This window comes from Arthrobacter pityocampae, from assembly GCF_002927275.1.
GTDB lineage: Bacteria > Actinomycetota > Actinomycetes > Actinomycetales > Micrococcaceae > Arthrobacter_D > Arthrobacter_D pityocampae.
This window is the reverse complement of record NZ_PRKW01000003.1, coordinates 303494-329514: the sequence shown is the minus strand read 5'-3', so window position 1 is coordinate 329514 and position 26021 is coordinate 303494. Positions and strand designations below refer to the sequence as shown.

Sequence of the window (26021 nt, the reverse complement as noted above, 5' to 3'; positions counted from 1 at the left end):
ACGTGGACCTACTCTCGTCTCGCCGTGTGCCGTCCTGTTAGCTGGGCCCGAGTGGTCAAGGACGAGCATGACATGGGGAGTTATGGGTTACGGTCTCAGCGTCGACGTAGGTACCAGCTTTACCGCAGCAGCAGTCCTCCGGACGGACGGGGACAGTCCCGGCGTGCCGCAGATCCTCCCGCTCGGCAGCCGCTCCGCCGCCGTTCCCACCGTGGTGTACCTCGGCGCCGACGGCACGCGGCTGGTCGGGGAGGCCGCCGAACGCCGGGGTGCCGCGCAGCCCGAGTGCGTGTCCCGGGAATTCAAGCGGCGCATGGGCGACGACGTCCCCCTCCTGGTCGGCGGCCGGCCGGTCCTCCCGCAGCAGCTCGTCGCCGCCGTCGTCGGCTGGGTGGTGGGTGTCGCCACCGAGCGGGAAGGCGGGGCCCCGGACGTCGTCACCCTCACCCACCCCGCCGCCTGGGGCGGGCACCGCACCGACCTGCTGCGGCAGGCCCTGGCCGAGGCGGGAATCGGGGACGTCGTCCTGCTGACCGAGCCCGAGGCCGCGGCGCTCGCGTACGCCTCCCGAGAGAGGGTCCCCGCCGGCAGCACCCTCGCGGTCTACGACCTCGGTGGCGGGACCTTCGACGCCACGGTGCTCCGGAAGACCGACGCCGACACCTTCACGGTCCTCGGCAGACCCCAGGGCCTCGAGCGGCTCGGCGGGGCGGACTTCGACCAGGAGATCTTCGACCACGTCCTCGGCAGTCCGGACCTCCCGCCGCTCGAGTCGGAGCCCGCCCCCGAGGTGCTCGCCGCACTGGCCCGCCTCCGGAAGGAGTGCGCCGAGGCCAAGGAGGCGCTGTCCTCCGACTCCGAGGCCACGGTGTCCGTGATGCTGCCCGGGGCCCACTCCCAGGTGCGGCTCGTCCGGGCGGAGTTCGAGGCGATGATCGAACCGGCCCTCGACGACACCCTCGTGACCCTGCGCGCCGCCCTCGAGAACGCCGGGGTACGCGCCGAGGAGCTCGCCGCGATCCTGCTGATCGGCGGATCGTCCCGCATCCCGCTGGTCGCCCAGCTCCTGTCCGAGGAATTCGACCGCCCCCTGGCCATCGACGTGGACCCCAAGGCCTCCGTGGCACTCGGTGCTGCCTTCGCCGCCTCGACCCTGGACGCTGCGGACGGGCAGGAGCCGGCCGCAGCGCCGGACGAGGAAGCCGGCGCGCCGCAGGCCGGCCCCTCCGTCCCGCTCACCAACGCGGCCGGGTTCGCGCGGCCGGCCCCCCGCCCCGCCGCGGTGCCCGCCCACGGGCCGGCGGTCATGGCACCGAACCGGAGGCTGGGCGTGCGGATCGCGGCCGTGGCGGCAGGCGTGGCGCTGCTGGGGATCGCGACGGCCTCCGCCACCAACGCACCGATTCCCTTCGAGGCGTTCCCGGGATTCTCCGCCGGTGAGCGGGCCGAGGCCGCCGAGGGTACCGCCCCCACGGAGGAGTCGGGGAGCACAGCCACCGCCCCGGGCACCGAGGACGGCGTCGAGCCGGACGATACCGGCGAGACCTTCCTGGACACCGCGACGGAGAAGGCCGGCACCGCATCGGAGAACGCCGCGACGCCCTCTCCGTCGGGGAAGACCACGCCGTCGGGGAAGGCCACGGACAAGGGCGGCGGCTCGTCCGACGCCACGAAGCGGGCCGAGCCGACGCGCGACGCGAAGCCGGCGTCGGGGAAGGCAACACCCGGGAAGGCAACGTCGGAGGACGAAGCGCCACGGGGCGGGACGAAACCCACGCCACCGCGCACCAGCACACCGTCTCCGACCCCGCCGAAGCCCGGCACCACTCCGGTGGACCCGACGCCGCCCGCCCCCTTCCCCTCGCCCACGCCTCCCGCCGCTGGAGCTCCGCCGACCACCGCCCCGCCGGCGCCCGCTCCCACCACGCCGCCTCCCGCCCCGGACCCCATCCCGGATCCTCCGCAGCCCCCGGCGGATCCCACTCCCATCGACCCTCCGCCGCCCGCTGACCCGGAACCGCAGCCCACCATCACCGTCGATGCCCCGGCGACCGCCGCACCGGGGACCGCGGAACCGCCGCCCAGCGAGCCCATCACACCATCGTCCGCCACCTCGGAGCCGTGACCGTGACCGCCTATCACGTGGAGGCGGGCGTGCCCTCGCTCCACGGACGGCCCCTGGACGCTGCCACCTACGAGGTGGTCCTCGCGCTGTGCATCGGCTTCTCCATCCCGGGGCTCGTCCCCCCGCTGCTGTTCAACGAGGGCGTCCCCGCCGAACGGCTGGCCGCCGAGGCCCGGGCCGCAGGGCTCGTGGGGCCCGACGGCCGACCCTCACCCGAACTCCGGGCCGCCATGCTGCAGGACGCCGATGCCTTCCAGGTGCGCCGGCTGCAGCGGGCCCTCGTGGATCTCTACTGCGCGGAATCCCTGCCCCTCGGCGCGCTCGCGCGCCGGCTCGCCGCGGACGGCCTCGTGGACGACCGCGTGGCCGACGTGCTGGCCGAGGAGGGCACGTCGCTCCTGGGCACGGATCCCGCAGCCGCGCTCGACCTCCTCGAGCGGGCGGTCGCCGCCGGAGCGGATGCCCTCGCCACGGCCCCGCGCCGGGCCGAGGCGGCACTCGGCGTCGGCGACCTCGACGCCGCCTCCCGCATCCTCGACACCTACTTCGGACACGGGTCCGCCGACGCCGGGCCGGCCCTCCCCGACGCCGCGCGCGCGGTCCGTGTCGCCTCCGCCCTCTGGGCCCACCGGGGCATGATGTCGAGGGCGGCCGACGTGCACCGCTGGGCCGTGGGAGCGGGGCCCGCGGGCGCCGAATCCCTCGGCGCGCTGACACTGCTCTCCACCGGCGACGCGACGGCGGCCCGGGCGATGATCGCGGGCGGAGCCGCCGCGGCGTCCCCCTCGCTCGTCGACGTCGCGCACCTCCTGCTCGCCGAGGGGGCCCTGCACTCCCTCGGCCCCGACCCCGCCGGCGCCGTGCCGGTCCTCATCCGCGCCTCCGACACCCTCAACGCGACCGGACGGGTGTCCCCGGCCCCGGAGCTGCCCGCCTGCCTCGCGGCGACCGTCGCACTCCTCGCCGGCAACCACGAGACCGCCCTCACCGTGATCCAGGCGGCGCTGGCGAGCGGTCAGGGCGGCCCGGTGCTGCGCCCGCGGCTGTGCTTCCTCGGCGGGTGGGCGGCCATGTTCATGGACCAGCCCGCCCTGGCGCAGGACTTCTGCGCGGAGGCCCGGAGCCGAAACACGCAGCTCACGCCACGGGAGAGCCTGCTGCTGCAGGCACTCGAGGTGGGACTCGCCCGGCGGGCTGGTGACACCGCAGCACTCGTCCATGCGTGGGGGCGCGCCCGCGAGGCGCTCCTGCACGTGTCCGTGGACCTCTTCACGGTGCTCCCGCTCACCGAGCTGGTCATCGCCGCGGCCCGGGTCCGTGACGCCGACGGCCTCAGGCCACACCTCGACGAAGCGTGGGCGCTGCTCGCGAACCTCGGGAACCCGCCGCTGTGGACCGTCCCCCTGCACTGGGCTGCCGCCCAGGCCGCCCTCCTCCTCGAACGCCCCGGGGACCTCGCCCCGCACGCCGCGGCACTGGTCCATGAACCCTCCGCCTACCCCCTGGCGGCCACGTTCGCGGTCGCCGGCAAGGCGTGGGTGTCCGTCCTCGCCGGGCGCTTCGACACCGACGCCGTCGAGGCCGCCGCGCAGGGCCTCGCCGCAGCGGGGTTCGCCTGGGAGGGCGCGCGCCTGGCAGGCCACGCGTCGGCCCGGGCGGACGACCGCCGGGACATGACGCGGCTGCTCGCTTGCGCCCGCGACCTGCGCCCGGCGCGCGAGCGAATCCTGCATCCCGGCGGCGCCACCCCGGCGCCCGCGCCGGCGGTTCGGGAACCGTCCGATGCCGAGCCCATGAGCCCCCACGGCCCGCCAGGGTCCGGCGCCGCGACGCACCGGGCGGGCGCCCACGGGGCCACCGCCAGGAGCCGGGCTGCTGCAGCGCGGCGGCCGGGAGGGCCGGCGCTCAGCGGCCGTGAGCGGGAGATCGCGCAGCTGGTGCTGCAGGGGCGGACGTACCGCGAGATCAGCGAGGAGATCTTCATCTCCCCGCGCACCGTGGAGCACCACGTGGCACGCATGCGGCGCCGCGTCGGAGCCTCGTCCCGCTCCGACCTGCTGGCACGGCTTCGGGCGTCACTCGAGGCCACAGCAGGGGACACCTCCCCGGGTCATCCCTGACCGACAGCGGCCCCACCCCCTTGGGATCCCCTCATCGGGATCGGCGAATCCCCTAACGTCCGCCGGGGGTTAGGGGAGGAACCACCGATGTCCCACCCCCACCCCCACTCCTACGTTTGATCCAAGCCAGCAGAGACGCCGGCGGAACCCACTTCACCGAAGGAACATCTCATGACTACTCTCGCCTCAGATCTCCTCGACTTCCTGATGAACCTCTTCAACGACCAGGAGGCGGCCAGCGACTTCATCAGCGATCCCGAAGCCGCCCTCGCCAGCGCCGGCCTCGGTGACGTGTGCAGCGACGACGTCGACGCCGTCATGCCCGTGGTCCTCGACTACGCGCCGGTCAGCTTCGGCGGCCGCAACGAGAGCTCGTTCGATCGCACCTACGACACCGGCGGGAACTCCGCCGGCGTCGCCGCTCCGGGCGACCACGCCTCCGGCGGCTGGATGCCGGGCGCTCCCGGACACGCCGGCGCACCCGGTCACCCTGGCGCTCCCGGTCGCGACGGCGACGACGGTGACGACGGCCGCGACGGTGGCGACGGTGCAGCCGGTGGCGGCGGCGACGATCACGGCCACGCCGTGCAGCAGCTCATGCACATCGTCAACAACTACTCGTACACCTCGACCGTGGACGACCGCGACACCGTCACCGACCAGTCCGTGAACCAGAACATCTGGGCCAACGGCGACGTCACGCAGCTGTTCGACAACGACGCCATCATCGCCTCCGGCGACCGGGCGGTCGCAGCGGGCGAGGACGCGGAGGTCGACAACTCCGTCGACAACTCGGTGGACAACTCGAAGGACAGCTCCACCAACGTCGCGGCCGGCGGTTCCGCGACCGTCGCCGTCGGCAACACGGACAACTCCGTCGAGGACTCCTACAACGACAGTTCGGACAACTCCGTCGAGGACTCCAACAACGACAACTCGGACAACTCCGACAATTCCGACAACTCGACGACGAACAACGCCACGGACTCGTTCAACGACAACTCCGACAACTCCGTGGACACGGACATCGACACCGACATCGACGTCGATATCGAGGACTCGCTGAACACCGACAACTCGGACCGCTCGACGACGAACACCGACAACTCCGACAACTCGCTCGACGTGGAGCTCACGGACAACTCCGACAACTCGACGACGAACACCGCCACGGACTCGTTCAACGACAACTCGGTGGACACGGACATCGACGTCGAGCTCGAGGACTCGTTCAACACCGACAACTCCACGACGGACGAGTCGATCAACACGGATGTCGTCATCGAGGACTCCTTCACCAACGACGAGTCGATCAACACGGACGTCGAGATCGAGGACTCCTTCACCGCGACCGACAACTCCACGACGGACGAGTCGATCAACACGGATGTCGTCATCGAGGACTCCTTCACCAACGACGAGTCGATCAACACGGACGTCGAGATCGAGGACTCCTTCACCGCGACCGACAACTCCACGACGGACGAGTCGATCAACACGGATGTCGTCATCGAGGACTCCTTCACCAACGACGAGTCGATCAACACGGACGTCGAGATCGAGGACTCCTTCACCGCGACCGACAACTCCACGACGGACGAGTCGATCAACACGGATGTCGTCATCGAGGACTCCTTCACCAACGACGAGTCGATCAACACGGACGTGGAGATCGAGGATTCCTTCACGGCGACCGACAACTCCATCGACGACTCCGCCCTCTTCGTCGACAACGAGGTGGATGTCGAGCTCGAGTCCGAGGTCGTGCTCGTCGACCCGGCGCTCTGACGGCAGGACCGCCTGATCACAGCACAACGCAGGCAAGCCCAACGGGACGCTGTTCCCGTTGGGCTTGCCCGTGGTCTGATAGGAACAACTCACTGGGGAGTGCAACATGGATGATCTGATTCCGCTCGTGAAGAGCGGCCTGGCGCTGGTCGCCACGGGCGACCGCACCGACCTGCGCCTGCGGCTGGAGCAGACACTGGGACGCCTGGCGAACCCGGACATCCGCGTGATCGTGGTGGGGGAGTTCAAGCAGGGCAAGAGCAAGCTCATCAACGCGCTCGTCAACGCCCCGGTCTGCCCGGTCGACGACGACATCGCCACGTCCGTCCCCACCGTGGTGAGCTTCGGCGATCCCGCCAGCGCCGCCGTCGTGATGCCCCGCACGGACGGCGACGCCGTCGAACGCCGGGACGTCGCCCTCGAGGACATCGCCGGTTATGTCTCCGAACGGGGCAACCCGTCGAACCGGCAGGGCCTCGCCTCGGCGGAGGTCCGGCTCCCGCGCCGGCTGCTGGCCGACGGGCTGTCGGTCATCGACTCGCCCGGGGTGGGAGGCCTCGAATCGGCCCACGCCCTGACCACCCTCACCGCCCTGCCCACGGCCGACGCCATGCTCCTCGTCTCGGACGCCTCCCAGGAGTACACCGAACCGGAGCTGCGCTTCCTGAAGCAGGCCACGCGGATCGTTCCGAACGTCGGCTGCGTGCTGTCCAAGACGGACCTCTACCCGCAGTGGCGCACCGTCGCGGATCTCGACCGCGGTCACCTCTCGGGAGCGGGCATCACCGCTCCGCTCATCCCGGTGTCCTCCGATCTCCGCCTCTTCGCGACGCAGGCCAAGGACGTGGAGTTGAACCGCGAGTCGGGCTTCCCGGAGCTCATCGGCTACCTGCGCAACGAGGTGGTGGGCAAGGCGCAGTCCCTCCGCCGCACGTCGGTGGCCCAGGATCTGCTGTCCACGGCCGACCACCTGCGTCTCTCGGTCACGACCGAACTGCAGGCGCTCGAGAACCCCGACGGTGTGCCCCTGCTCCTGGCCGACCTCGAGGAGGCCAGGGAACGAGCCGACCAGCAGCGGAAGCGGTCCTCGCGCTGGCAGACCACCCTCAACGACGGCGCGACCGATCTCATCAGCGACATGGAGCATGATCTCCGGGAGCGGCTCCGGTCCATCCAGCGGGAAGCCGAGGCCGCCATCGACGACGGCGATCCCGGGCCCGTCTGGGACCAGTTCGCCGAATGGCTCGAGCAGCGCGTGGCCTCCGCGGTGTCCGACACGTTCGTGTGGACGAGTGAACGCTCGCAATGGCTCGCCGAGCAGGTGGCCGAGCTGTTCGCGCTCGACGAGGTCCCCCTGCCGCTGCTGGAGGTCTCGAGCACCGACGGCGTCCTCGCCCCCGTGGAGGAGGTGCCGTTCCTCGACCCCGGGCGCGTCAGCGCCGCGGGCAAGGTGCTGATCGGCATGCGGGGATCCTACGGCGGCGTGCTGATGTTCGGCCTGCTGACCGGCATCATCGGGATGTCGCTGATCAACCCGCTCTCCGTCGGCGCCGGGCTCCTGCTCGGCCGCAAGGCGTACCGCGAGGACAAGGAGGCACGCCTCAAGCGCCGGCAGGCCGAGGCGAAGTCCCTGGTGCGGCGCCAGATGGACGACGTCGTGTTCCAGGTGGGCAAGCAGCTCAAGGACCGGCTGCGGCTCGTTCAGCGCGAGATCCGCGACCACTTCGGGGCCATCGCCGAGGAACACCACCGCTCCCTGGCGGACTCCGTCGCGGCGGCGCAGCGGACCGCGTCGACGTTCCGGCAGGAACGCGAGGCGCGGATCACGGAGCTCAAGGGCCAGCTCGCCGCGATCGACCGGTTGCGCGCGCAGGCCGCGCGCCTCGTCCCCAAGCCCGCACAGCCCGCGCAATCCGCCGCCCCGGCGCAGTCCGCACAGCCCGACGGCGCACCCGACGCTACCCCCACCGGTGCCGTGCAGGCGAAGGCATGACGGACAGCGGTGCCGTCGAGGCCCTGCTCGCGGACGCGCTCCAGGTCTACGCGGACGACCCCGGCGTGCGCACCGAGCTCGAGGGGTACGCGCAGCGCTTGCGCGAGCCGTTGCGCGTCGCCGTCGCCGGCATGGTCAAGGCCGGCAAGTCCACGCTCCTCAACGCGATCATCGGCGAGGAGATCGCCCCCACCGACACCGGCGAGTGCACACGCATCGTCACCTGGTACCGCTATGCGGCGACGCCGCGGATCATCCTGCATCCCGTCGACGGGGAGCCGCGGCCCCTGCCCCTCACCCGGGTGGACGGACGGCTCGTGCTCGACCTCGGCGGGCAGCAGGCCGAGGACGTGGCGCGCCTCGTGGTCGACTGGCCGGCCGAGAACCTGCGCGCCATGACCCTGATCGACACCCCGGGCATCGCCTCCCTGTCCACGGACGTCTCCGCACGCAGTACGCGGTTCCTCACCCCGGAGGACGCCCCGTCCGAAGCCGACGCCGTCATCTACCTGATGCGGCACCTGCACGCCTCCGACCTGCTGTTCCTCGAAGCCTTCCACGACACCAGCGCCGCCCGCTCGGGTACCGTGAACGCGCTCGCCGTCCTCTCCCGCGCGGACGAGGTGGGCGCAGGCCGGCTCGATTCGCTGATCGCCGCCTCCCGCATCGCCGACCGCTACCGGGCCGACGCATCCCTGAGGTCGCTGGTGCTCGACGTCCTCCCCATGGCCGGCCTGCTCGCCCAGAGCGCGCGGACCCTGCGGCAGGCGGAGTTCCGGGTGTTCGCGGCGCTGGCGGCGCTGGAGCGGACCGAACGGGAGCGCACCCTGATCTCGGCCGACCGCTTCGTCGCGGCGAGCGCGGACCTCGGCATCGCGGCGGAGGACGCGGCACGCCTCCTGGACCGGTTCGGCATGTTCGGGTTGCGGCTGGGCGCCGCGCTGGTGCGCGGCGGTTCCGACAGTGCGACGGCGCTGGCCCACGAGCTGGCGCGGCGCAGCGGGCTCGACCAGCTGCTGACGCTCATGACCCGGCAGTTCCACGCGCGGGCCATCGCCCTGCGGGTGCGGACGGCACTGACCGGACTCGAGGTGATCCTCGCCGCGCACCCCCGGGACGCCGCCGCACGGCTGCACGCCGGCATCGAGAGGATCACAGCCTCCGCCCACGAGTTGAACGAACTGACGCTGCTGTCCGCACTGCGGGCCGGCCGCGTCCAGTTGCCGGCGCCGGCGACCGCCGACGCCGAGCGCCTGGTCGGGGGTTCCGGCACGGCCGCCGCGGACCGCCTCGGTTTGGCGCCGGGTGCCGGGCCGGGCCAGGTGCGGACTGCCGCGCTCGAGCGGCTGCACCGGTGGCGCGTGCTGGCCGAGAATCCGCTGACCAACCGAGGGGCCCAGGAGGCATGCCAGCTCGTGGTGCGCACCTGCGAGGAACTTGTGGTCCGCGCCGGCCCGGACGGCGCCTCGGTGCAGACGGATCCGGCGGCTGAGCCGGAACCGAGGGGCGAACCCGTCAGCGTCCGGGGCGCGCGTCCCTGAACCAGCGCGACGCCGGCGGGAGCAGGCCCAGGAGGACCGCGAGCGCCGCGACCGCCAGCTGGACACCCGCCAGGTGGACCGTGGGCTGGAAGTCCGCCGAGCCGTCGCCGAGGAAGACGAACACCAGCACCACGGCGCCGGTGTTGAGCGCGAGCATCAGCAGGAGCGCCCAGCGTGCGGCGCCGGCGCCCCGCAGCAGCGGGCGGACGAGGAGGGCCTCGACCACCAGCACCACCGCATAGAGCGCGAGCGTGCCCCAGAGGGCGATCGCGGCGACCTGGTCGAGCCGGGCCGCGTCCGCGGCGGCGTCGAGGCCGGCGGCTGTGTCGCGCAGACCGGCCAGGTGCGTATCGCGGTCCAGGTAGGCGAAGACGAGCGCCGCCGCACCGACCGCGGCGCCGATGAGCCACAGCGCGCCCACGTAGCGCACCAGCGGGGGAGGGGGCGCCGTCTTCAGCGCGGGCGGCGGAACAGCGTTGGACATCTCTGGCCGGGGAGGACGCATGATCGTAATCTAGCCCCGCAGCGGGAGGGCTTCAATGGCACCTCGGGGGCGGGTCCGCCCGGCGGCGGTGCCCGTCATGGCAAAGTCCCGCGGGCATGGCAAACTAGATAACCGTGCGCACCTGCTCCGGATCACCGGGGCACGTCGCGGTCCGCCCTGGTGTAACGGCAGCACCCCAGCCTTTGGAGCTGTGGAGTATAGGTTCGAATCCTATGGGCGGAACGCTGGGAGGTGCCGGCCGGACCGGCCGGCCCGCCGCGTACGCCGGTCACCTACAGGTAGGAGTGCTTCTTCGTGAGCCACCAGGACGAAACCACGCACGCAGGGGAGACCGGGGTCCCGGCAGCCGTCATCGTCCTCGCCGCCGGCGCGGGCACCCGCATGAAATCGCGGACCCCCAAGATCCTGCACCCCATCGGCGGCATCTCCATGATCGGCCACGCCCTGCGGGCCGCGCGCGCCCTCCAGCCGCAGGAGCTCGCCGTCGTCGTCCGGCATGAGCGGGACCGCGTGGCGGAGCACGTGAGCGGCCTCGACCCCCGGGCCGTCCTGATCGACCAGGACGAGCTGCCGGGCACCGGCCGTGCCGTGCAGGTGGCGCTCGAGGGCCTCGACGCCCGCGCCGGGAGCCCCGTGACCGGCACCGTCGTTGTCACCTACGGCGACGTCCCCCTGCTCACCGCGGAGACGCTGCAGCACCTCGTGGCCGTCCACGACGGCGAGGCCAACGCCGTCTCCGTGCTCACGGCCATCCTCGAGGACCCCACCGGCTACGGGCGCATCCAGCGCCACGAGGACGGCACCGTCCTCGCGATCGTCGAGCACAAGGACGCCTCGCCGGAGCAGCGCGCCATCCGCGAGGTCAACTCCGGCATCTACGCCTTCGACGCCGCCGTCCTGCGGCACGCCCTGACGCAGGTCGACGCCTCCAACGCGCAGGGCGAGATGTACCTGACGGACGTCCTCGCCATCGCCCGGGCCGGCGGCGGACGCGTCGCCGCCGTCGTGCAGGAGGACCGCTGGCAGGTCGAGGGTGCCAACGACCGCGTGCAGCTCGCCGCGCTCGGCGCCGAACTCAACCGCCGCACCGTCGAGCGGTGGATGCTGGCCGGCGTAACGGTCGTGGATCCGACCACCACCTGGATCGACGCCACCGTGGTCCTCGACGAGGACGTCACCGTCCTGCCCGGCACGCAGCTCCATGGCGGGACCACCGTGGCGCGCGACGCCGTCGTCGGCCCGGACACCACGCTCACGGACGTCGTCATCGGCGAGGGCGCGCACGTGGTCCGCACGCACGGCAGCGGCGCGCGCATCGGCGCCGGCGCCAGCGTGGGGCCGTTCACCTACCTGCGCCCGGGCACGGTCCTCGGCGAGGACGGCAAGATCGGGGCGTTCTACGAGACCAAGAACGTGACGATCGGCCGCGGCTCCAAGCTGTCCCACCTCGGGTACGCCGGGGATGCCGAGATCGGCGAGTACACCAACATCGGCTGCGGCAACATCACCGCCAACTACGACGGCGTGAACAAGCACCGCACCGAGATCGGCTCCCACGTCCGCACCAGCTCCAACACGGTGTTCGTGGCCCCGGTGCGCGTGGGCGACGGCGCCTACACCGGCGCCGGCGCCGTGGTCCGGAAGGACGTCCCGGCCGGTTCGCTCGCCCTGTCCGTCGCAGCCCAGCGGAACATCCCCGACTGGGTGGCCGCGAAGCGCCCCGGCACCGCCTCCGCGACCGCGGCCGCCGAAGCCCCCTCCGCCGGAACCACCACAGAATCCCCCACGAGTACCCCCACCGAAGAGAAGAGCACGCAGGCATGAGCGAGATCACCGCACACGGCGAGAAGAAGCTGGTCCTGGCCTCGGGGCGCGCGCACCCCGAGCTGGCGGAGGAGATCGCGTCCTGGCTGGGCACCGAGCTGCTGCCGGTCTCCGCCTACGACTTCGCCAACGGCGAGATCTACGTGCGCTCGGGGGAGAGCGTGCGCGGCACGGACGTCTTCGTGATCCAGGCGCACCCGGCCCCGCTGAACAACTGGCTCATGGAACAGCTCATCATGATCGACTCCCTGAAGCGGGCCTCGGCCAAGCGCATCACGGTCGTCTCCCCGTTCTACCCCTACGCCCGCCAGGACAAGAAGGGCCGCGGGCGCGAGCCCATCTCGGCGCGCCTCGTCGCGGACCTCTACAAGACCGCCGGTGCCAACCGGCTCATGTCCGTGGACCTGCACACCTCCCAGATCCAGGGCTTCTTCGACGGCCCCGTGGACCACCTCATGGCCATCCCGCTGCTCGCGGACTATATCCGCTCCCGCGTCGACGCCGACAACGTCACCGTCGTCTCCCCGGACACCGGCCGCGTCCGGGTGGCCGAGCAGTGGGCGGAGCGCCTCGGCGGCGCGCCGCTGGCCTTCGTGCACAAGAGCCGCGATCTGACGGTCCCCAACCAGGCCGTCTCCAAGCAGGTGGTCGGCCAGGTCGAGGGCCGCACCTGCGTGCTGATCGACGACATGATCGACACCGGCGGCACCATCTCCGGCGCCGTGCAGGTGCTCAAGAACGCCGGCGCCAAGGACGTCATCATCGCGGCTACCCACGCGGTCTTCTCGGAGCCGGCGTCACGCCGCCTCGCCGAATCCGGGGCCCGCGAGGTCGTGGTCACCAACACACTGCCGATCCCCTCGGAGAAGCGCTTCCCGCAGCTGACGGTGCTGTCGATCGCCCCGCTGATCGCCCGGGCCATCCGCGAGGTGTTCGACGACGGCTCGGTCACCAGCCTCTTCGACGGCAACTCCTGACCGGTCCCGGGCAGCCGCACCGCACCGGCTGCCCGGGCAGGTAGCACGCACCGGAAGAAACTGAGTAGATACTCAGTACTTTCACGGATGGAATTCGAGTAGGAGGGAGGTAACTCCCGTAAGTGCTACTCGTGTAGCACATCCTGACCCTACCTAGGCTCGGAGGCGAACGACCCCCCTCGATACTAGGATGTGGTCCTATGGCTGCGAACGGCCAGGGCGTGTCACGTGCTCGATCCACTGCCCCCCAGCGCTCCTCCGCAGGCCCCGGCCTGACGCCCGCGCTCGACGACGCGTTCCCCTTCGTCGGCCGCGCGGACGTCCTCGCGGCGGTCGAGGCCGCCCTCAGCACCCCCGGGTCCGTCGGTGCCGTCCTCGTGGGCGAGGCGGGCGTCGGCAAGACGGCCGTCGTCCAGCAGGTGCTGGCCTCCAGCGCGGAACCCCTGTACGTCGTGCGCATCCGGGGGTCCAGGGGGTTCCGGGACCAGGCCTACCGGTCGGTCAACTTCCTCCTGTCGGAACTCGAGGGGGACGTCGTCGAGCACCCCGTGATGGTGCTCCGCGCCGTCGGGGACTACCTGAACCAGCAGGCGCGGGGACGCCGCGCGGTCCTCGCCGTGGACAACGTGGAGTACCTCGATGCGTCCTCGGCGGCCCTGATCGGGCAGCTCGTCCTCGGCGGGACGGCCAGTGTGCTGCTGACCTCCCAGGACTTCGCCTCGGCGGACCCCCAGTTGGCCGGTCTGTGGCGGGACGGCTCCCTGCACCGGTTCGATCTCGCCCCGTTCGATGCCCTGGAGGCGCGGGACTTCGCGGCGGCAGAGCTCCAGGGGCCGGTGAGTGCGGAGGCCGCGGCGCTGCTGTACCGGATGAGCGGCGGCAACGCCCGCCTCCTCCAGGCCTCCATCCGGGCCGTCCGCGGGCGCAGCGTCGTGCTGCACGGGCGGACGTGGGTGCTCCTGCCGGGCGTCGTGCCCGTGCCCACCGAGATCGCCGAGGCCGTCCAGCTCGTCCTCGAGGATCTGCCTCCCGCGCAGCAGGAGATCGCCCACGTCATCGCCCTGGCCGGGCAGCTGCCCCTGCCGGTCGCGCGGTCCATCGCCAGCAGCGCCGACCTGGACGCCCTCCAGAGCGGCGGCCTGCTCGCGGTGCGGCACCGCGAGCAGGAGGGCATCGAGTTCCGCGACCCCGTGATCGGCGCCGGGATCGCGGCATCCCTGTCCGCCCAGCACGCCGGTGACCTGTACGGACGGTGGGTCGACGGCACCGCGACCGGGGACCTGCTCGACCCCGAGCGGCACGCGGAGTGGCTCCTGAAGTGCCAGCGGCCGGTCCCGCCCGCCCTCCTGCTCGCGGCTGCGCGGTCCGCGAACCGGGCCGGCCGGTTCGGCGCCGCCGCCGAGTACGCGGGGCTGGGTGACGCCTACCGTTCCTCGGCCGCCGTCGCCGTCGAGCGACTCCGCGCCCTGACCTTCGTGGGACGCTTCGAGGACGCCGGCAACGGCCTGCTGCTCGCCGCGCCCCTGCTCGACGGCGCGTCGGCCGCGGAGGCAGTGCCGTTGCTCCTCGCCGGGGTCTTCCTGCGCCACCGCCTGGGGCTCGGCGGGGTGGAGGGCGCCCTCGACGAGGCGGAGGAACGGCTGGAGTCCGACGCCGGCCTCGGCTCCGAGGACCGCGCCCGGCTCCGTGCGGACGTGGTGATCGCCCGCGCGGAGATCGCCTCCCTGCTGGGCCGGTTCGCGGAGGCGCGGGATCTTGTGCTGTCCCTCCGAACGGCGGGCGCCCTGCTGGGCACGGATCAGGGGATCGCCGCCGACGTCCTGCTGGCCGAGGCCTGGGCCATGCTGGAGAACCAGCTGGACGCGCTGCAGCTCGCCGATGCCGTGGCGGACCGCCTGCAGGAGCTCGACGTCGCCGCCCGCACCCGGGAACTCGCCTACCTGCGGCTGATTGCGATCTACAGTGCCACGGGGTGCTGGGGGCAGGGCGCCCACAGGCTCCGCCTGACGGACGGCGACAGCGGCGCGGTGCTGCACAGTTCCGCCGTCCAGCTGGCCCTGGGGCTCGTCCGCGGTCGGTACGGGACGCCGGCGGAGGCGCTGGCGGTCCTGGCGCCGGCCTTCGACCAGTTGCGGGTCGGTGACCCGCAACGCGTGCTGCCCCTCGCCGCCTCGGCCATCGCCTACTGCTACTCGGTGGGCGATGACATCAAGGCCGCCATCCCCCTGCTGGTGCATGCGGAGCCCACCGCGGGTGATCCGTGGCTCGTGCGCCGGATCGCCTCGCAGTTGCAGCTGCTCAGTGTCGGGCTGCGGGAGGCGAAGCCCGACGCCGCACGGCAGCTCCAGGCACTGGGGCGCAGCGACGCGGAGCGCGGCGCCTCCCTTTTCGCGCTCTCCGCGTTCACCAGCGCCGTGCGGCTCGGCAGCAGCGGGGTGCTGGCGGAGCTGTCCGACATCGCCGCCCGCGTGCAGGGACCCTACGCCCTCCTGTGCGAGACGTTCGCGAAGGGCGTGAACCACCGCGACGCCGAGGTGCTGCTGCAGGCCATGGACCTGGCCGCCGAGGGCGGGGACCAGAACTTCGGGCGGGATGCCGCACGCTCGGCCCTTCACGCGGCACGGGCCGCGGGGGACAAGACGACGGTGCGCGAGGTCCAGCAGCGGGTGCGCCGTGTCCTGGCCGACCTCGACCCCGACGGCCCGGCGTCCCGGCTCGACTGCCTCACCCCGCGGGAGGCGGAGATCGCCCAGCTCGCGGTGGGCGGCCTCATGAACCGGGAGATCGCCGAGGTCATGTGCGTGTCCGTGCGGACCATCGAGGGGCATCTGTACCAGATCTACTCGAAACTGCACGTGTCCTCCCGCTCCCAGCTTGCAGAGCTGTTCCCGGCGCCGCTCGGATGAGCGTCAACGGCGGGCGGGTGCCCCTCGTAGGGGCTCAGGGCCCCCTGGCGGCGATCACCCAGACGCTGTCCCACCCCAATCTGCACGGGGCGCTCGTGGTGGGCGAGTTCGGGACGGGCAAGAGCGCCATTGCCCGACAGCTCGTGACCATGGGGGACCCGCAGCAGACCCGGTTCTTCCTCGTCCGGGCCACGGAGAACCTCGCCGAGGTGCCCTACGGTGCGCTCGGCCCCTACCTCTCCCACGCGACGCCCCAGACCCTCGACTCGTCCCTCTCCGCGCTCCGCGCCCTCGTGGCCTACTTCCGGGCGGCGTCCGAGGGCCGGAGTGCGGTCGTCGTCGTCGATGACGCACAGTACCTCGACGACGACAGCAGCCACATCCTCACCCAGCTGGTCATCTCACGCATCATCAAGGTGGTCCTCTTCTCCGACGGCCTGCCGCCGCGGACCGGAGACCTGTTCTCCCTCTACACGGATGGATTCATCAGCAGGGTGGACCTCTCCGGCCTCGAGGACGAGGACGCCGTCGCCCTGTGCGAGGCGATCCAGGGCGGGCGCCTGTCCCGGGGGGCCGGCCACTACCTCGCCCGGCAGAGCGCGGGGAACCCCCTGATGCTGCGCGCGCTGCTGGACCACGCCGCAGCTACCGGGGAGCTCGTGGAGCAGGACGGCGTGTGGTGCCTGTCCGGCCGGTTCCATCCACCGGCCCCGCCCCTCATGGACCTGGCGAAGACCGTGCTCCGGGAACTGACGGAGCAGGAGCGGACCGCCTACGAGGTGGTGGCGCTCAGCGGCGGGATCTCACAGACGCAGCTGGCGGCCATCGAGGAGGACGTCGTGGCCCAGCAGCTCGTGCGGCGCGGCCTCCTGCGCCCCCGCGACTCGTCCTCCACGGACCTCAGGGTGGCCCACCCGATGATGACGCGCGTTCTCCGGGCGCTCGTCCCCGCCGGGCGCAGCGCGGACCTGCGCCGGCGCCTGTTCGACGACGCCGTGGTACCCCCCGCCGTGGACGACGGCATGATCGACTACCTCGACTGGGCCCTCGACTGCGGCATGGCCGTGCCGCCGGACATCCTCCTGACGGCGGCCCGCACCGCGGCGCACGTCTCCAGTACGGAGTCCGCCCTGCGCTTCGCGCGGGCTGCTCGGGCGGCGGGGGAGGAGTCCGCCGGAGGGGTCGAGGAGGCCCGGGTGCGGGTAGGCCTCGGCGAGTACGCCGTCGCCGTGGAGCTGCTCGATCAGGTCCTGGCGGATCCGGGCAGGCCCGTGGTCGCCGCGGATGCCGCGGCCCTGAAGGCGCTGGCCTGCGTGCAGCGCGGGGACGACCCGCGTGGCATCCACGCGATCGCCGACGCGTGCGCGGAGCGGCTGGTCGCCGTGTTCGGTGATGAGGACGCCGAGTCGGTGGAGCAGGCGGACCAGCGGGAGCGGGCCGGGCAGGGCCTGCGGCTGCTCCACCTGTTCGGATGGATCCTCGAGGGCGAGTTCGACACCGCCCTCGCCGAGGCAGATGCCTTCGACGCCGTCCTCGCGCCTCCGAACGCGGAATCCGAATCGTCGCTGCCGGTCCTCCTGCTCCTCTTCCGCGGTGAGATCGATGCAGCCCTCGGCCAGTGCGATACAGCCCTGGCCGGCATCCGGGCCGCCGTCGACGCCGTGGACCGCTCCCATGGGAACCTCGAGTATCTGCGGCCGCGCCTCGTGGCACGCTACGTCAGCGCCCTGATCCATGCGGGCGAGATCACCGCTGCACAGGGTGTCCTCGAGGAGTACCGGCAGCGGCCCGTGGTGAGCGTCGAGTACATCGCCGGTCCGCTGGCGGCCCTCGAGGCCGTCCTCGAGGCGCGCCGCGGGAAGTTCCGCACCGCGCTGACCCTCCTCGAGCCGGCCCTCGCATGCCTCCGGCGGGTCGACTCCGAGATGCTGCTGCCCTACGCGCTCGGGGTCGCGGCGTGGGCCGCGCACTCGCTGGGGGACCACGGAGCGGTTGCTGTCTTCGAGAAGGAGTTCGCGGGCGTGGCCTCGATCGGCAGCCGCCCGCTGCTCCTCCTCGGGCAGGCGTTCCTCGCTGCGGCGGGCACCGGTGGGACCGACGCCCCCGCGGACGTCGGAGGGCTCGAGGCCCTGGCCGATGCGGCCCGGGAGGCGTCCTTCCGCTCGTGCGAGAAGGACATGCTGGAACTCCTGGCGGTGCTCGGCGACACGGCCCGGACGTGGCGCCTCGCCGAGCTCGCCGATCAGTTCGAGGGCGCGGAGGCGCAGGTCCTCTCCCGGTTCGCCCACGCGCAGGCGGACCGCGATGCCAACGCCCTGCTCGCGGTCGCGGATCGAGCGGAGGAGATCCAGAAGATCCCCCTCGCCGCAGAGGCCTCGGCACGAGCCATGCGCCTGTTCGAGGAGGAGGGCGACGGCCGGGCGCGGCGGATGGCGCTGCGGGCCGTGCGCCATCGCCAGTCCCTGCTCGAGGGAGTCGTGGCGCACGAGGAGGGGGACACGCGCGGCTCCCACGATCTGACGACCCGGGAACGCGAGATCGCGCGGCTCGCTGCGAACGGGGCCTCGAACCGCGCCATCGCGGAGACGCTCGTGCTGTCCACGCGGACGGTGGAGGGCCATCTCTACCGCATCTACGGCAAGCTCGGCATCACCACGCGCGAGGAGCTCGAGGGTGAGATGAAGGCGTACGACGACGAGCACTGACTGCAGTTGTGGCCGGCGTTGATGCACGAGTAGTCGGCAGGATCGGCTTAGGTAGTCGGCCGGACAAACTGGAGTAGTGCGTACTGGTGAGCGGCTCCTACGGTCTGCGTAGGGTTGCATTTGTTGAACCGATCAGGGTTCGACCCGAGGGCTTCGGCTCTTACTCGCAGAAAGTGCGGGTCCCGGATCGGGGCCAGCGGCAAAGGAGTCTTCCTGAGACCAAGACTCCGTCCCCAGCTGCCGCTGGCCCCTTCCTGTGCAGGCCGAGGCGTGGAGCCTGGCATCACCCACGAGGGGCGCGTGATGCGCTGTACGGCTCATGAGCCGACGCCGTTCAGCCGTGGTGTGCCCTTATCAGCATCCAGGCCGCCAGCGTCCCGCAGACCGCACCGGCGGTATCGGCCAGCACGTCCCAGGGCGTCGCGACCCGCTCCGGGAGCAGCGCGAACTGCATGGCTTCGATCAGGATCGACAGGCCCAATCCTGCCAGGGGCCCCGCCCAGCGCCAGCCCCGCGGCGTGAGGACGAACCAGAACAGGCCAAGTGGTATGAACATGAGCACGTTGGCCGCGAACTCGACCGCACCGTAGGAGACGGACACCGGCAGGCCGCGTCCGTGCAGTGATGCCAGCACGAGGCGCACCGCCCCACCGACGGCCTGGTCCACCGGCGTCGGCCAGAGCACGATCGATGCGACAGTCAGCACCCACACCGTGCACAGGAGTGCGGCTGCGGTGCGGACCCTCGGGGAGGGAAGCGGCGCAGTACTCAGGGAAGATCCTTCGGGTATGAGGCCGGATGGCCGCGGAAAGTGGATTCAGTATGGCTCACGGTCCGGCGCGGTCCGTGACCCCCGGTCCTGTAGGATGGATCGCGATGCCTAGGCGAGGGAGCGGGCCGGATCGCATGATGTCCGGCCGTACTCCGTGATCGACGGTGGCTAGCGACTCGACTGGTTTCTAGACGACTGCCCACTCGCGTGTTCCTTCCGCCCCGGCTAGTGTCCCAGTGCTCCCGCAACCGCGCGGGGAGCCGCAATCGTTTCAGGAGAAGCCATGTCCGAGCAGAAGCTCGCAGCACACGTCCGCACCGAGTTCGGCAAGGGCTCGGCCCGCCAGGCCCGCCGCGCCAACATGATCCCCGCGGTCATCTACGGCCACGGTGCGGATCCCATCCACGTCCTGCTGCCCGCCAAGGCCACCACCCTGGCCGTCCGCACCCCGAACGCCCTGCTCACGCTGGACATCGAGGGCGAGGACCACCTGGCCCTCGTCAAGGACATCCAGCGCAACCAGCTCAAGCGGATCGTCGAGCACCTCGACCTCCTGACCGTCCGCCGCGGCGAGAAGGTCCAGGTGGACGTCGCCATCCACGTCGAGGGCGAGCCTGCTCCCGACGTCGTCTTCAACCTCGAGGCCACCACGGTCCTCGTCGAGGCCGAAGCCACCCACCTGCCCGAGACCCTCACCGTCAGCGTCGAGGGCCACCAGATCGGCGAGCACGTGCACGCCTCGGACATCGTGCTGCCCCAGGGCGTCACGCTCCTCACGGACCCCGAGACCCTCGTGGTCAACGTCATGGCCCCCACCGTCCAGGACCTGGGCGAGACCGAGGAGACCGACGCCGACACCGAGGCCATCGCCGAAGGCGCGACCGCCGGCGATGCCGACGCTGACGCCGTCGTCACCGACGCCGACGAGAAGTAGGTAACGATCGGTGTCCTCCGACACCTGGCTCGTAGTCGGGCTCGGGAATCCCGGGCCCGGCTACGCCGGCAACCGCCACAACGTGGGCCAGATGGTCCTCGACCTCCTCGCCTCCCGAATGAGCGGCCGCTTCACGTCCTCGAAGGCGCAGGCGGTCACCCTCGAGGGGCGTCTGGGGATCGGCGGTCCGCGCCTGGTCCTGGCGAAGCCGCTCACCTACATGAACATCACCGGCGGCCCGGTCTCCGCGCTGGCCCGCTTCCATGACATCGCACCCGATCACGTGGTCGCCGTGCACGACGAGATCGACATCCCCTTCAACACGCTGAAGCTCAAGCTCGGCGGCGGGGAGGGCGGCCACAACGGCCTCCGTGACATCAGCAAGGCCCTCGGCACCAAGGACTACCACCGCGTACGCGTGGGCGTAGGGCGTCCACCCGGACGCCAGGATGCTGCGGACTTCGTGCTGAAGGATTTCGGGACCGTCGAGAAGAAGGAACTGCCGTTCCTGCTCGACGACGCCGCGGACGCCGTCGAGCTCCTCATCCGCGACGGCCTGCTGGAAGCCCAGCAGAAGTTCCATCCCACGAAGTAGGCCGCAGGGCTCCGACCGGCGCATCACCGGACCCCTCGAGACCGTGCGTCCGGCCTCATGAGCTCGTTCAGCCCCCAGGCGCGAGGTCGCTGGCGCCCCGGAGGGCGACTGCCCGTACAGTGCAGAACGTGAAGAATCTTCTGGTGACCGGTGGTGCCGGCTTTATCGGGTCGAATTTCGTGCATTACCTGATGGAGCACACGGACGTGTCGGTCACGGTGCTGGACAAGATGACGTACGCGGGTAATGCGGCGTCCCTGGCGGGGTTGCCGGCGGACCGGTGCGAGCTGGTGGTCGGGGATATCACCGATGCCGCCGTCGTCGACCGGCTGACGGAGCGGGCGGATGCCGTGGTGCATTACGCGGCGGAGTCGCACAACGACAATTCGCTGCACGATCCGCGGCCGTTCCTCGAGACGAACATCATCGGCACCTACACACTGCTGGAGGCCGCCCGCCGGTACGGGGTGCGGTTCCATCACATCAGCACGGACGAGGTCTACGGGGACCTGGCGCTGGATGATCCGGCGCGGTTCACCGAGAGCACGCCCTACAACCCGTCGAGCCCGTATTCCTCGACGAAGGCCGGGTCGGATCTGCTGGTCCGGGCGTGGGTGCGCTCCTTCGGGGTCGAGGCGACGATCAGCAACTGCTCCAACAACTACGGGCCCTACCAGCACGTGGAGAAGTTCATCCCCCGGCAGATCACCAATGTGATCGACGGCGTGCGGCCCAGGCTCTACGGCGAGGGCCTGAATGTGCGTGACTGGATCCACGCGGATGATCATTCCTCCGCGGTGTGGACCATCCTCACCAGGGGGGAGATCGGGCAGACGTATCTCATCGGGGCGGACGGGGAGCGCTCCAACCGGGAGGTCGTGGAGCTGATCCTCACCGGGATGGGCCTTTCGGCGGACGCGTACGAGCATGTGGTGGACCGGGCGGGTCACGATCTGCGGTACGCCATCGACTCGACGAAGCTGCGCACGGAGCTCGGCTGGACGCCGGAGTTCGACCACTTCGAGGACGGTCTGCGCCGGACGATCGCCTGGTACCGCGACAACGAGGACTGGTGGCGCCCGCAGAAGGCCGCCACCGAGACCAAATACGCCGGACAGGGGCAGTAGGACCATGGGACCGATCTTCGCCAAGCCTCTTACAGCCCGCGAGACGCCCATCCCCGGCGTTCTCCTCTTCGACCTGCCGGTCCACGGGGACAATCGTGGCTGGTTCAAGGAGAACTGGCAGCACGCGACGATGACCGCGGCCGGGCTCCCGGATTTCGGGCCGGTGCAGAACAACATCTCCTTCAACGAAACCGCCGGGACCACGCGCGGCATCCACGCCGAGCCGTGGGACAAGTTCATCTCCGTGGCCACCGGGCGGGTGTTCGGCGCGTGGGTGGATCTGCGCGAGGGGCCGTCCTTCGGCGCGGTGTTCACCGCGGAACTCGATCCCTCGACGGCGATCTTCGTCCCGCGCGGCGTGGGCAACGCGTTCCAGACCCTCGAGGACGGCACCGCCTACACGTATCTGGTCAACGACCACTGGTCCGCCGACGCCCAGGACCAGTACGTGTTCCTGAATCTCGCCGACGAGACGGCCGCGATCCCCTGGCCTGTCCCGCTGGCCGACGCCGAACTCTCCGCCAAGGACCGCGCCCACCCGCGCCTGGCCGACGTCACCCCCCTGGCGCCGCGGAAGACACTCGTCGTCGGGGCCGACGGGCAGCTCGGCACGGCCCTGCGTGCCGCCCTCGCCGACCACCCGTCCGTCGAATTCGCGTCCCGGAGTGACCTTGACCTGCTCGGCGACATCGAGGCCGCCCGCCCGTGGGCGGCGTACGAGACGATCATCAACGCCGCCGCGTACACGGCCGTCGACGCCGCCGAGACCCCGGAGGGACGCGCCGCCGCGTGGGCCGTCAACGTGTCCGGAGTCGCCGCCCTCGCCCGGGTCGCCAGCAGGCACCGCCTGAGACTCGTCCACATTTCCAGCGACTACGTCTTCGACGGCACCCGGGACCTGCACGCGGAGACGGAGCCCTTCACACCGTTCGGGGTGTACGGGCAGACCAAGGCCGCGGGCGACGCCATCGTCGCGACCGTGCCGCGCCACTACATCCTGCGGACCAGCTGGGTGATCGGCGACGGAGACAACTTCGTCCGCACCATGGCGGGCCTTGCCGGCCGGGGCATCACGCCCCGCGTGGTCAACGACCAGGTGGGGCGCCTGACCTTCACCGAGGACCTCGCCGGCGCCATCCTGCACCTGCTGGCGACCGGCGCGCCGTACGGCACCTACAACGTCAGCTGCGACGGCGAGCCGCAGAGCTGGGCGGACATCGCCGCCGACGTCTACGCGCTGTGCGGGAGGGCCCGGAATGACGTCACCGGCGTCAGCACCGAGGAGTACTTCGCCGGCACGCAGGCCGCACCCCGCCCGCTGCGGAGCACCCTCGACCTCACCAAACTCAAAGCGGCAGGATTCGTGCCCGCATTGTCCTCCGAGCGGCTGAGGTCCTATGTCGGGCCCCTGCGGGGGCCTCGCACCAGGTAAAGGGCGCGGGTGTTTGTGGAGGCTCCATAAATGGACCATCATCAGGGCATGCGTGGGATAATTCTCGCCGGTGGGACCGGCTCGCGACTTCATCCGATCACCCTGGGAATCAGCAAGCAGCTCGTTCCCGTGTACGACAAACCGATGATCTATTATCCGCTGTCCACGCTCATTCTCGCGGGCATCCGGGACATCCTGATCATCACGGCGCCGCACGATACCGAACAGTTCCGACGGCTCCTGGGTGACGGCAGCAGGTTCGGGGTCACTCTGACCTATGCCGAGCAGCCCTCACCCGACGGGCTCGCCCAGGCGTTCATCCTCGGCAAGGACCATATCGGCAGTGATTCGGTTGCGCTCGTGTTGGGCGACAACATCTTCTACGGTCAGGGACTGGGCACCCAACTCCGCCGCTTCGCCGACATCGACGGCGGGGCCATTTTCGGCTACCAGGTCGCCGACCCGTCCGCGTACGGAGTCGTGGAGCTCGACGATTCCGGGAAGGCGATATCCCTCGAGGAGAAACCGAAAGTCCCGAGGAGCAATTTCGCAATCCCAGGGCTGTACTTCTACGACAATGACGTCGTCGGAATCGCTCAGGGTTTGACGCCCTCTGCGCGCGGGGAACTCGAAGTCACGGACATCAACCGGGAGTACCTGAACCAGGGCCGTCTCCAGGTCGAGATCCTCCCGCGAGGAACAGCGTGGCTCGACACCGGCACCTTCGAATCGTTGAGCGATGCGTCGATCTTCATCCGGACGGTGGAGCACCGCCAGGGACTCAAGATCGGCGCGCCCGAGGAGGTCGCCTGGCGGCAGGGTTTCCTCAGCGATTCCGACCTCGAAGCCGTCGCCGCCCCACTGGTCAAGAGCGGATACGGGAGGTACCTGCTGTCCCTGCTCGGCATCTCGGAGTCACCTCGGACCGAGACGGCCGAATAGCCCAATGGGTCTGGCCCCGGTCCATCAGGCTCACCTGAGCCGGACGTATCGCGTGAGGGCTCTCCACCGACGGTCGCAGACGGTCACGGCTTCCCGATGCCCCGGTAGGTCCACCCTCCTGTGCGCCAGGCCTGGGCGTCGAGGACGTTGCGCCCGTCGAGGATGGTCCGGGTGCGCACGAGCCGAGCGACGCGCTCCGGATCGAGGGTCCTGTACTCCTCCCATTCCGTCAGCAGGAGGAGTGCGTCGGCGCCCGAGACGGCTTCAACCGTGTCTGGTTCGTACGTGAGCTCGGGGAAGCGGAGCCGTGCGCCGTCGATCGCCTGGGGATCCGTCACTGTCACCTCCGCTCCCTGCAGCTGCAGTTGGGCGGCGATATTGAGGGCGGGGGAGTCGCGGACGTCGTCGCTGTCGGGTTTGAACGCTGCTCCGAGAACAGTGATGCGCCTGCCGAGGAGCGAGCCGCCCACGAGCCTGCGGGTCAGTTCGACGGCCCTCAGACGGCGCCGCACGTTGATGGCGTCCACCTCGCGCAGGAAGGTCAGCGCCTGATCTGCTCCGAGCTCTCCGGCGCGGGCCATGAACGCCCGGATGTCCTTGGGGAGGCAGCCGCCACCGAAGCCGATCCCCGCGTTCAGGAACCTGCGGCCGATCCGTTCGTCCAGGCCGATGGCGTCGGCCAGGACCGTCACGTCGGCGCCCGTCACCTCGCACACCTCGGCCATGGCGTTGATGAAGGAGATCTTCGTGGCCAGGAACGAGTTCGCGGCTGCCTTGACCAGTTCGGCGGTCGCGTAGTCCGCGACGAGGCGGTGGGTACCGAGGGAGAGCGGTGTGCTGTACACGTCATCGAGCGCCGCCGTCGCACGGGCGCCGGGTTCGCCGTCGGGCACGCCGTAGACGAACCGGTCAGGGGAGAGCGTGTCCTTCACGGCGAAGCCTTCGCGGAGGAACTCGGGGTTCCAGGCGAGCACGGCATCAGGGTGACGCCCGGCGAGGTCCTCGGCCAGCCGTGCCGCGGTCCCGACCGGCACGGTGGACTTCCCCACCACGATGTTGCCGGGTTCGAGACAGTCGAGGAGAGAGGCGAACGCTCCGTCGACGTGGCGCATGTCCGCTGCGTACTCTCCCTTCCGCTGAGGGGTTCCGACGCAGAGGAAGTGGACCTGCGCTCCCTTGGCGTCGTCGATGCTGGAGCTGAACTTCAGCCGACCTGTTCCGAGGACCTCCTCGAGGAGCTCGGGCAGGCCAGGCTCGAAGAAGGGGACGCGGCCGCACTGGAGTTCCCCGATTTTCCGGAGGTCGGTGTCGATCCCGACGACGTCGTGCCCCAGCTTCGCCATGCACGCCGCGTGGACCGCCCCCAGGTAACCACACCCGATGATCGAGATACGCATGCTGGGTACTCCCTGAGAGAAGGACTGATCCGGGTTGACGCTAACGGGGCGAAGTAGATTCCGGGTGAGCGTAGAGGGGGAGGGACTGAACGGGCGGTGAATTCACGGCGTTCAATGACGGCGGTGCGCCGAGCCCGGCAGCAGCTGCGGCCAAGGGTCCCTCCGTGGTTCATCATTGGCCCCACGTAGCGCAGACCCATGATCGCGAGTAGTTCCTCGAGCTTCGCCGTGGTGCCTGCGAGTAGGCCCCCGTGAACGCCGGTAGATCCCACTCGTGTCAGCAGCACGCGGTCTTCCTAGTGTGAGTGCAGGTCTTTCGCTGCATTCTCTGGGGAACA

General features: G+C 70.9%; 17 protein-coding genes and 1 tRNA gene. 15 read left to right on the top strand and 3 right to left on the bottom strand.

What is annotated here, in order from left to right; translation table 11 throughout:
* Positions 1-67 precede the first annotated feature (67 nt).
* The 5 genes from C4K88_RS07910 to C4K88_RS07890 all read left to right on the top strand — a co-directional run bounded on the left by C4K88_RS07910 (position 68) and on the right by C4K88_RS07890 (position 9567).
* Positions 68-2125 (top strand): Hsp70 family protein, encoded by a 2058-nt coding sequence (locus C4K88_RS07910; protein ID WP_104121088.1) that lies wholly within the window; start codon positions 68-70, stop codon positions 2123-2125.
* Between the two features lie 2 nt (positions 2126-2127).
* On the top strand, positions 2128-4245 hold the full coding sequence (locus tag C4K88_RS17745; protein WP_146065653.1) for a LuxR C-terminal-related transcriptional regulator: 2118 nt from the start codon (positions 2128-2130) through the stop codon (positions 4243-4245).
* A 171-nt stretch (positions 4246-4416) separates the two neighbouring features.
* Positions 4417-6033 (top strand): IniB N-terminal domain-containing protein, encoded by a 1617-nt coding sequence (locus tag C4K88_RS07900; RefSeq protein WP_174705218.1) that lies wholly within the window; start codon positions 4417-4419, stop codon positions 6031-6033.
* A 106-nt stretch (positions 6034-6139) separates the two neighbouring features.
* Positions 6140-8026 (top strand): dynamin family protein, encoded by a 1887-nt coding sequence (locus C4K88_RS07895; protein ID WP_104121086.1) that lies wholly within the window; start codon positions 6140-6142, stop codon positions 8024-8026.
* Positions 8023-9567, top strand: a complete 1545-nt coding sequence (locus C4K88_RS07890) for a dynamin family protein (protein ID WP_104121085.1) — start codon at positions 8023-8025, stop codon at positions 9565-9567. Before C4K88_RS07895 ends, C4K88_RS07890 begins: the two co-directional genes overlap by 4 nt.
* Here C4K88_RS07890 and C4K88_RS07885 read toward each other — a convergent pair.
* Entirely contained in the window at positions 9542-10072 is a 531-nt protein-coding gene (locus C4K88_RS07885; protein WP_146065652.1) for a hypothetical protein, read from the bottom strand. The genes C4K88_RS07890 and C4K88_RS07885 overlap by 26 nt on opposite strands.
* A gap of 150 nt (positions 10073-10222) precedes the next feature.
* Between C4K88_RS07885 and C4K88_RS07880 the strand changes: the two genes are divergently transcribed.
* The 5 genes from C4K88_RS07880 (at position 10223) to C4K88_RS07860 (ending at position 18484) form a co-directional block, all read left to right on the top strand.
* A tRNA-Gln gene (locus C4K88_RS07880) sits at positions 10223-10294 on the top strand.
* Positions 10295-10366: 72 nt separating this feature from the next.
* Positions 10367-11896 (top strand): bifunctional UDP-N-acetylglucosamine diphosphorylase/glucosamine-1-phosphate N-acetyltransferase GlmU, encoded by a 1530-nt coding sequence (gene glmU / locus C4K88_RS07875; RefSeq protein ID WP_277621640.1) that lies wholly within the window; start codon positions 10367-10369, stop codon positions 11894-11896.
* Positions 11893-12873, top strand: coding sequence for a ribose-phosphate diphosphokinase (locus C4K88_RS07870; protein WP_104121083.1), 981 nt, complete (start codon positions 11893-11895; stop codon positions 12871-12873). Before glmU ends, C4K88_RS07870 begins: the two co-directional genes overlap by 4 nt.
* A gap of 200 nt (positions 12874-13073) precedes the next feature.
* On the top strand, positions 13074-15779 hold the full coding sequence (locus C4K88_RS07865; RefSeq protein ID WP_104121082.1) for a LuxR C-terminal-related transcriptional regulator: 2706 nt from the start codon (positions 13074-13076) through the stop codon (positions 15777-15779).
* Positions 15776-18484 carry a helix-turn-helix transcriptional regulator gene (locus C4K88_RS07860; RefSeq protein ID WP_146065651.1) on the top strand — a complete coding sequence of 903 codons (2709 nt, stop codon included), beginning with the start codon at positions 15776-15778 and terminating at the stop codon, positions 18482-18484. Before C4K88_RS07865 ends, C4K88_RS07860 begins: the two co-directional genes overlap by 4 nt.
* A gap of 334 nt (positions 18485-18818) precedes the next feature.
* Here the strand turns inward: C4K88_RS07860 and C4K88_RS07855 are convergent, their stop codons facing one another.
* Positions 18819-19190, bottom strand: a complete 372-nt coding sequence (locus tag C4K88_RS07855) for a VanZ family protein (RefSeq protein ID WP_104121080.1) — start codon at positions 19188-19190, stop codon at positions 18819-18821.
* Between the two features lie 349 nt (positions 19191-19539).
* Here C4K88_RS07855 and C4K88_RS07850 point away from each other — a divergent pair, with 349 nt between their 5' ends.
* The 5 genes from C4K88_RS07850 to rfbA all read left to right on the top strand — a co-directional run bounded on the left by C4K88_RS07850 (position 19540) and on the right by rfbA (position 24286).
* On the top strand, positions 19540-20190 hold the full coding sequence (locus C4K88_RS07850; RefSeq protein ID WP_104121079.1) for a 50S ribosomal protein L25/general stress protein Ctc: 651 nt from the start codon (positions 19540-19542) through the stop codon (positions 20188-20190).
* 10 nt (positions 20191-20200) lie between these two features.
* Positions 20201-20785: an aminoacyl-tRNA hydrolase gene (gene pth / locus C4K88_RS07845; protein ID WP_104121078.1), complete on the top strand. Its 585-nt coding sequence runs from the start codon at positions 20201-20203 to the stop codon at positions 20783-20785.
* Between the two features lie 128 nt (positions 20786-20913).
* The gene (gene rfbB / locus C4K88_RS07840) at positions 20914-21912 is read left to right on the top strand and encodes a dTDP-glucose 4,6-dehydratase (RefSeq protein WP_104121293.1); all 999 of its coding nucleotides are present in this window, start codon (positions 20914-20916) and stop codon (positions 21910-21912) included.
* Positions 21913-21916: 4 nt separating this feature from the next.
* Positions 21917-23344, top strand: coding sequence for a sugar nucleotide-binding protein (locus C4K88_RS07835; protein WP_104121077.1), 1428 nt, complete (start codon positions 21917-21919; stop codon positions 23342-23344).
* 48 nt (positions 23345-23392) lie between these two features.
* Positions 23393-24286 carry a glucose-1-phosphate thymidylyltransferase RfbA gene (gene rfbA, locus C4K88_RS07830; protein ID WP_104121292.1) on the top strand — a complete coding sequence of 298 codons (894 nt, stop codon included), beginning with the start codon at positions 23393-23395 and terminating at the stop codon, positions 24284-24286.
* Positions 24287-24369: 83 nt separating this feature from the next.
* On the opposite strand, the gene C4K88_RS07825 is transcribed toward rfbA, so the two are convergent.
* Complete coding sequence (locus C4K88_RS07825; protein WP_104121076.1) at positions 24370-25683, bottom strand: UDP-glucose dehydrogenase family protein; 1314 nt, start codon at positions 25681-25683, stop codon at positions 24370-24372.
* Positions 25684-26021: the final 338 nt, after the last annotated feature.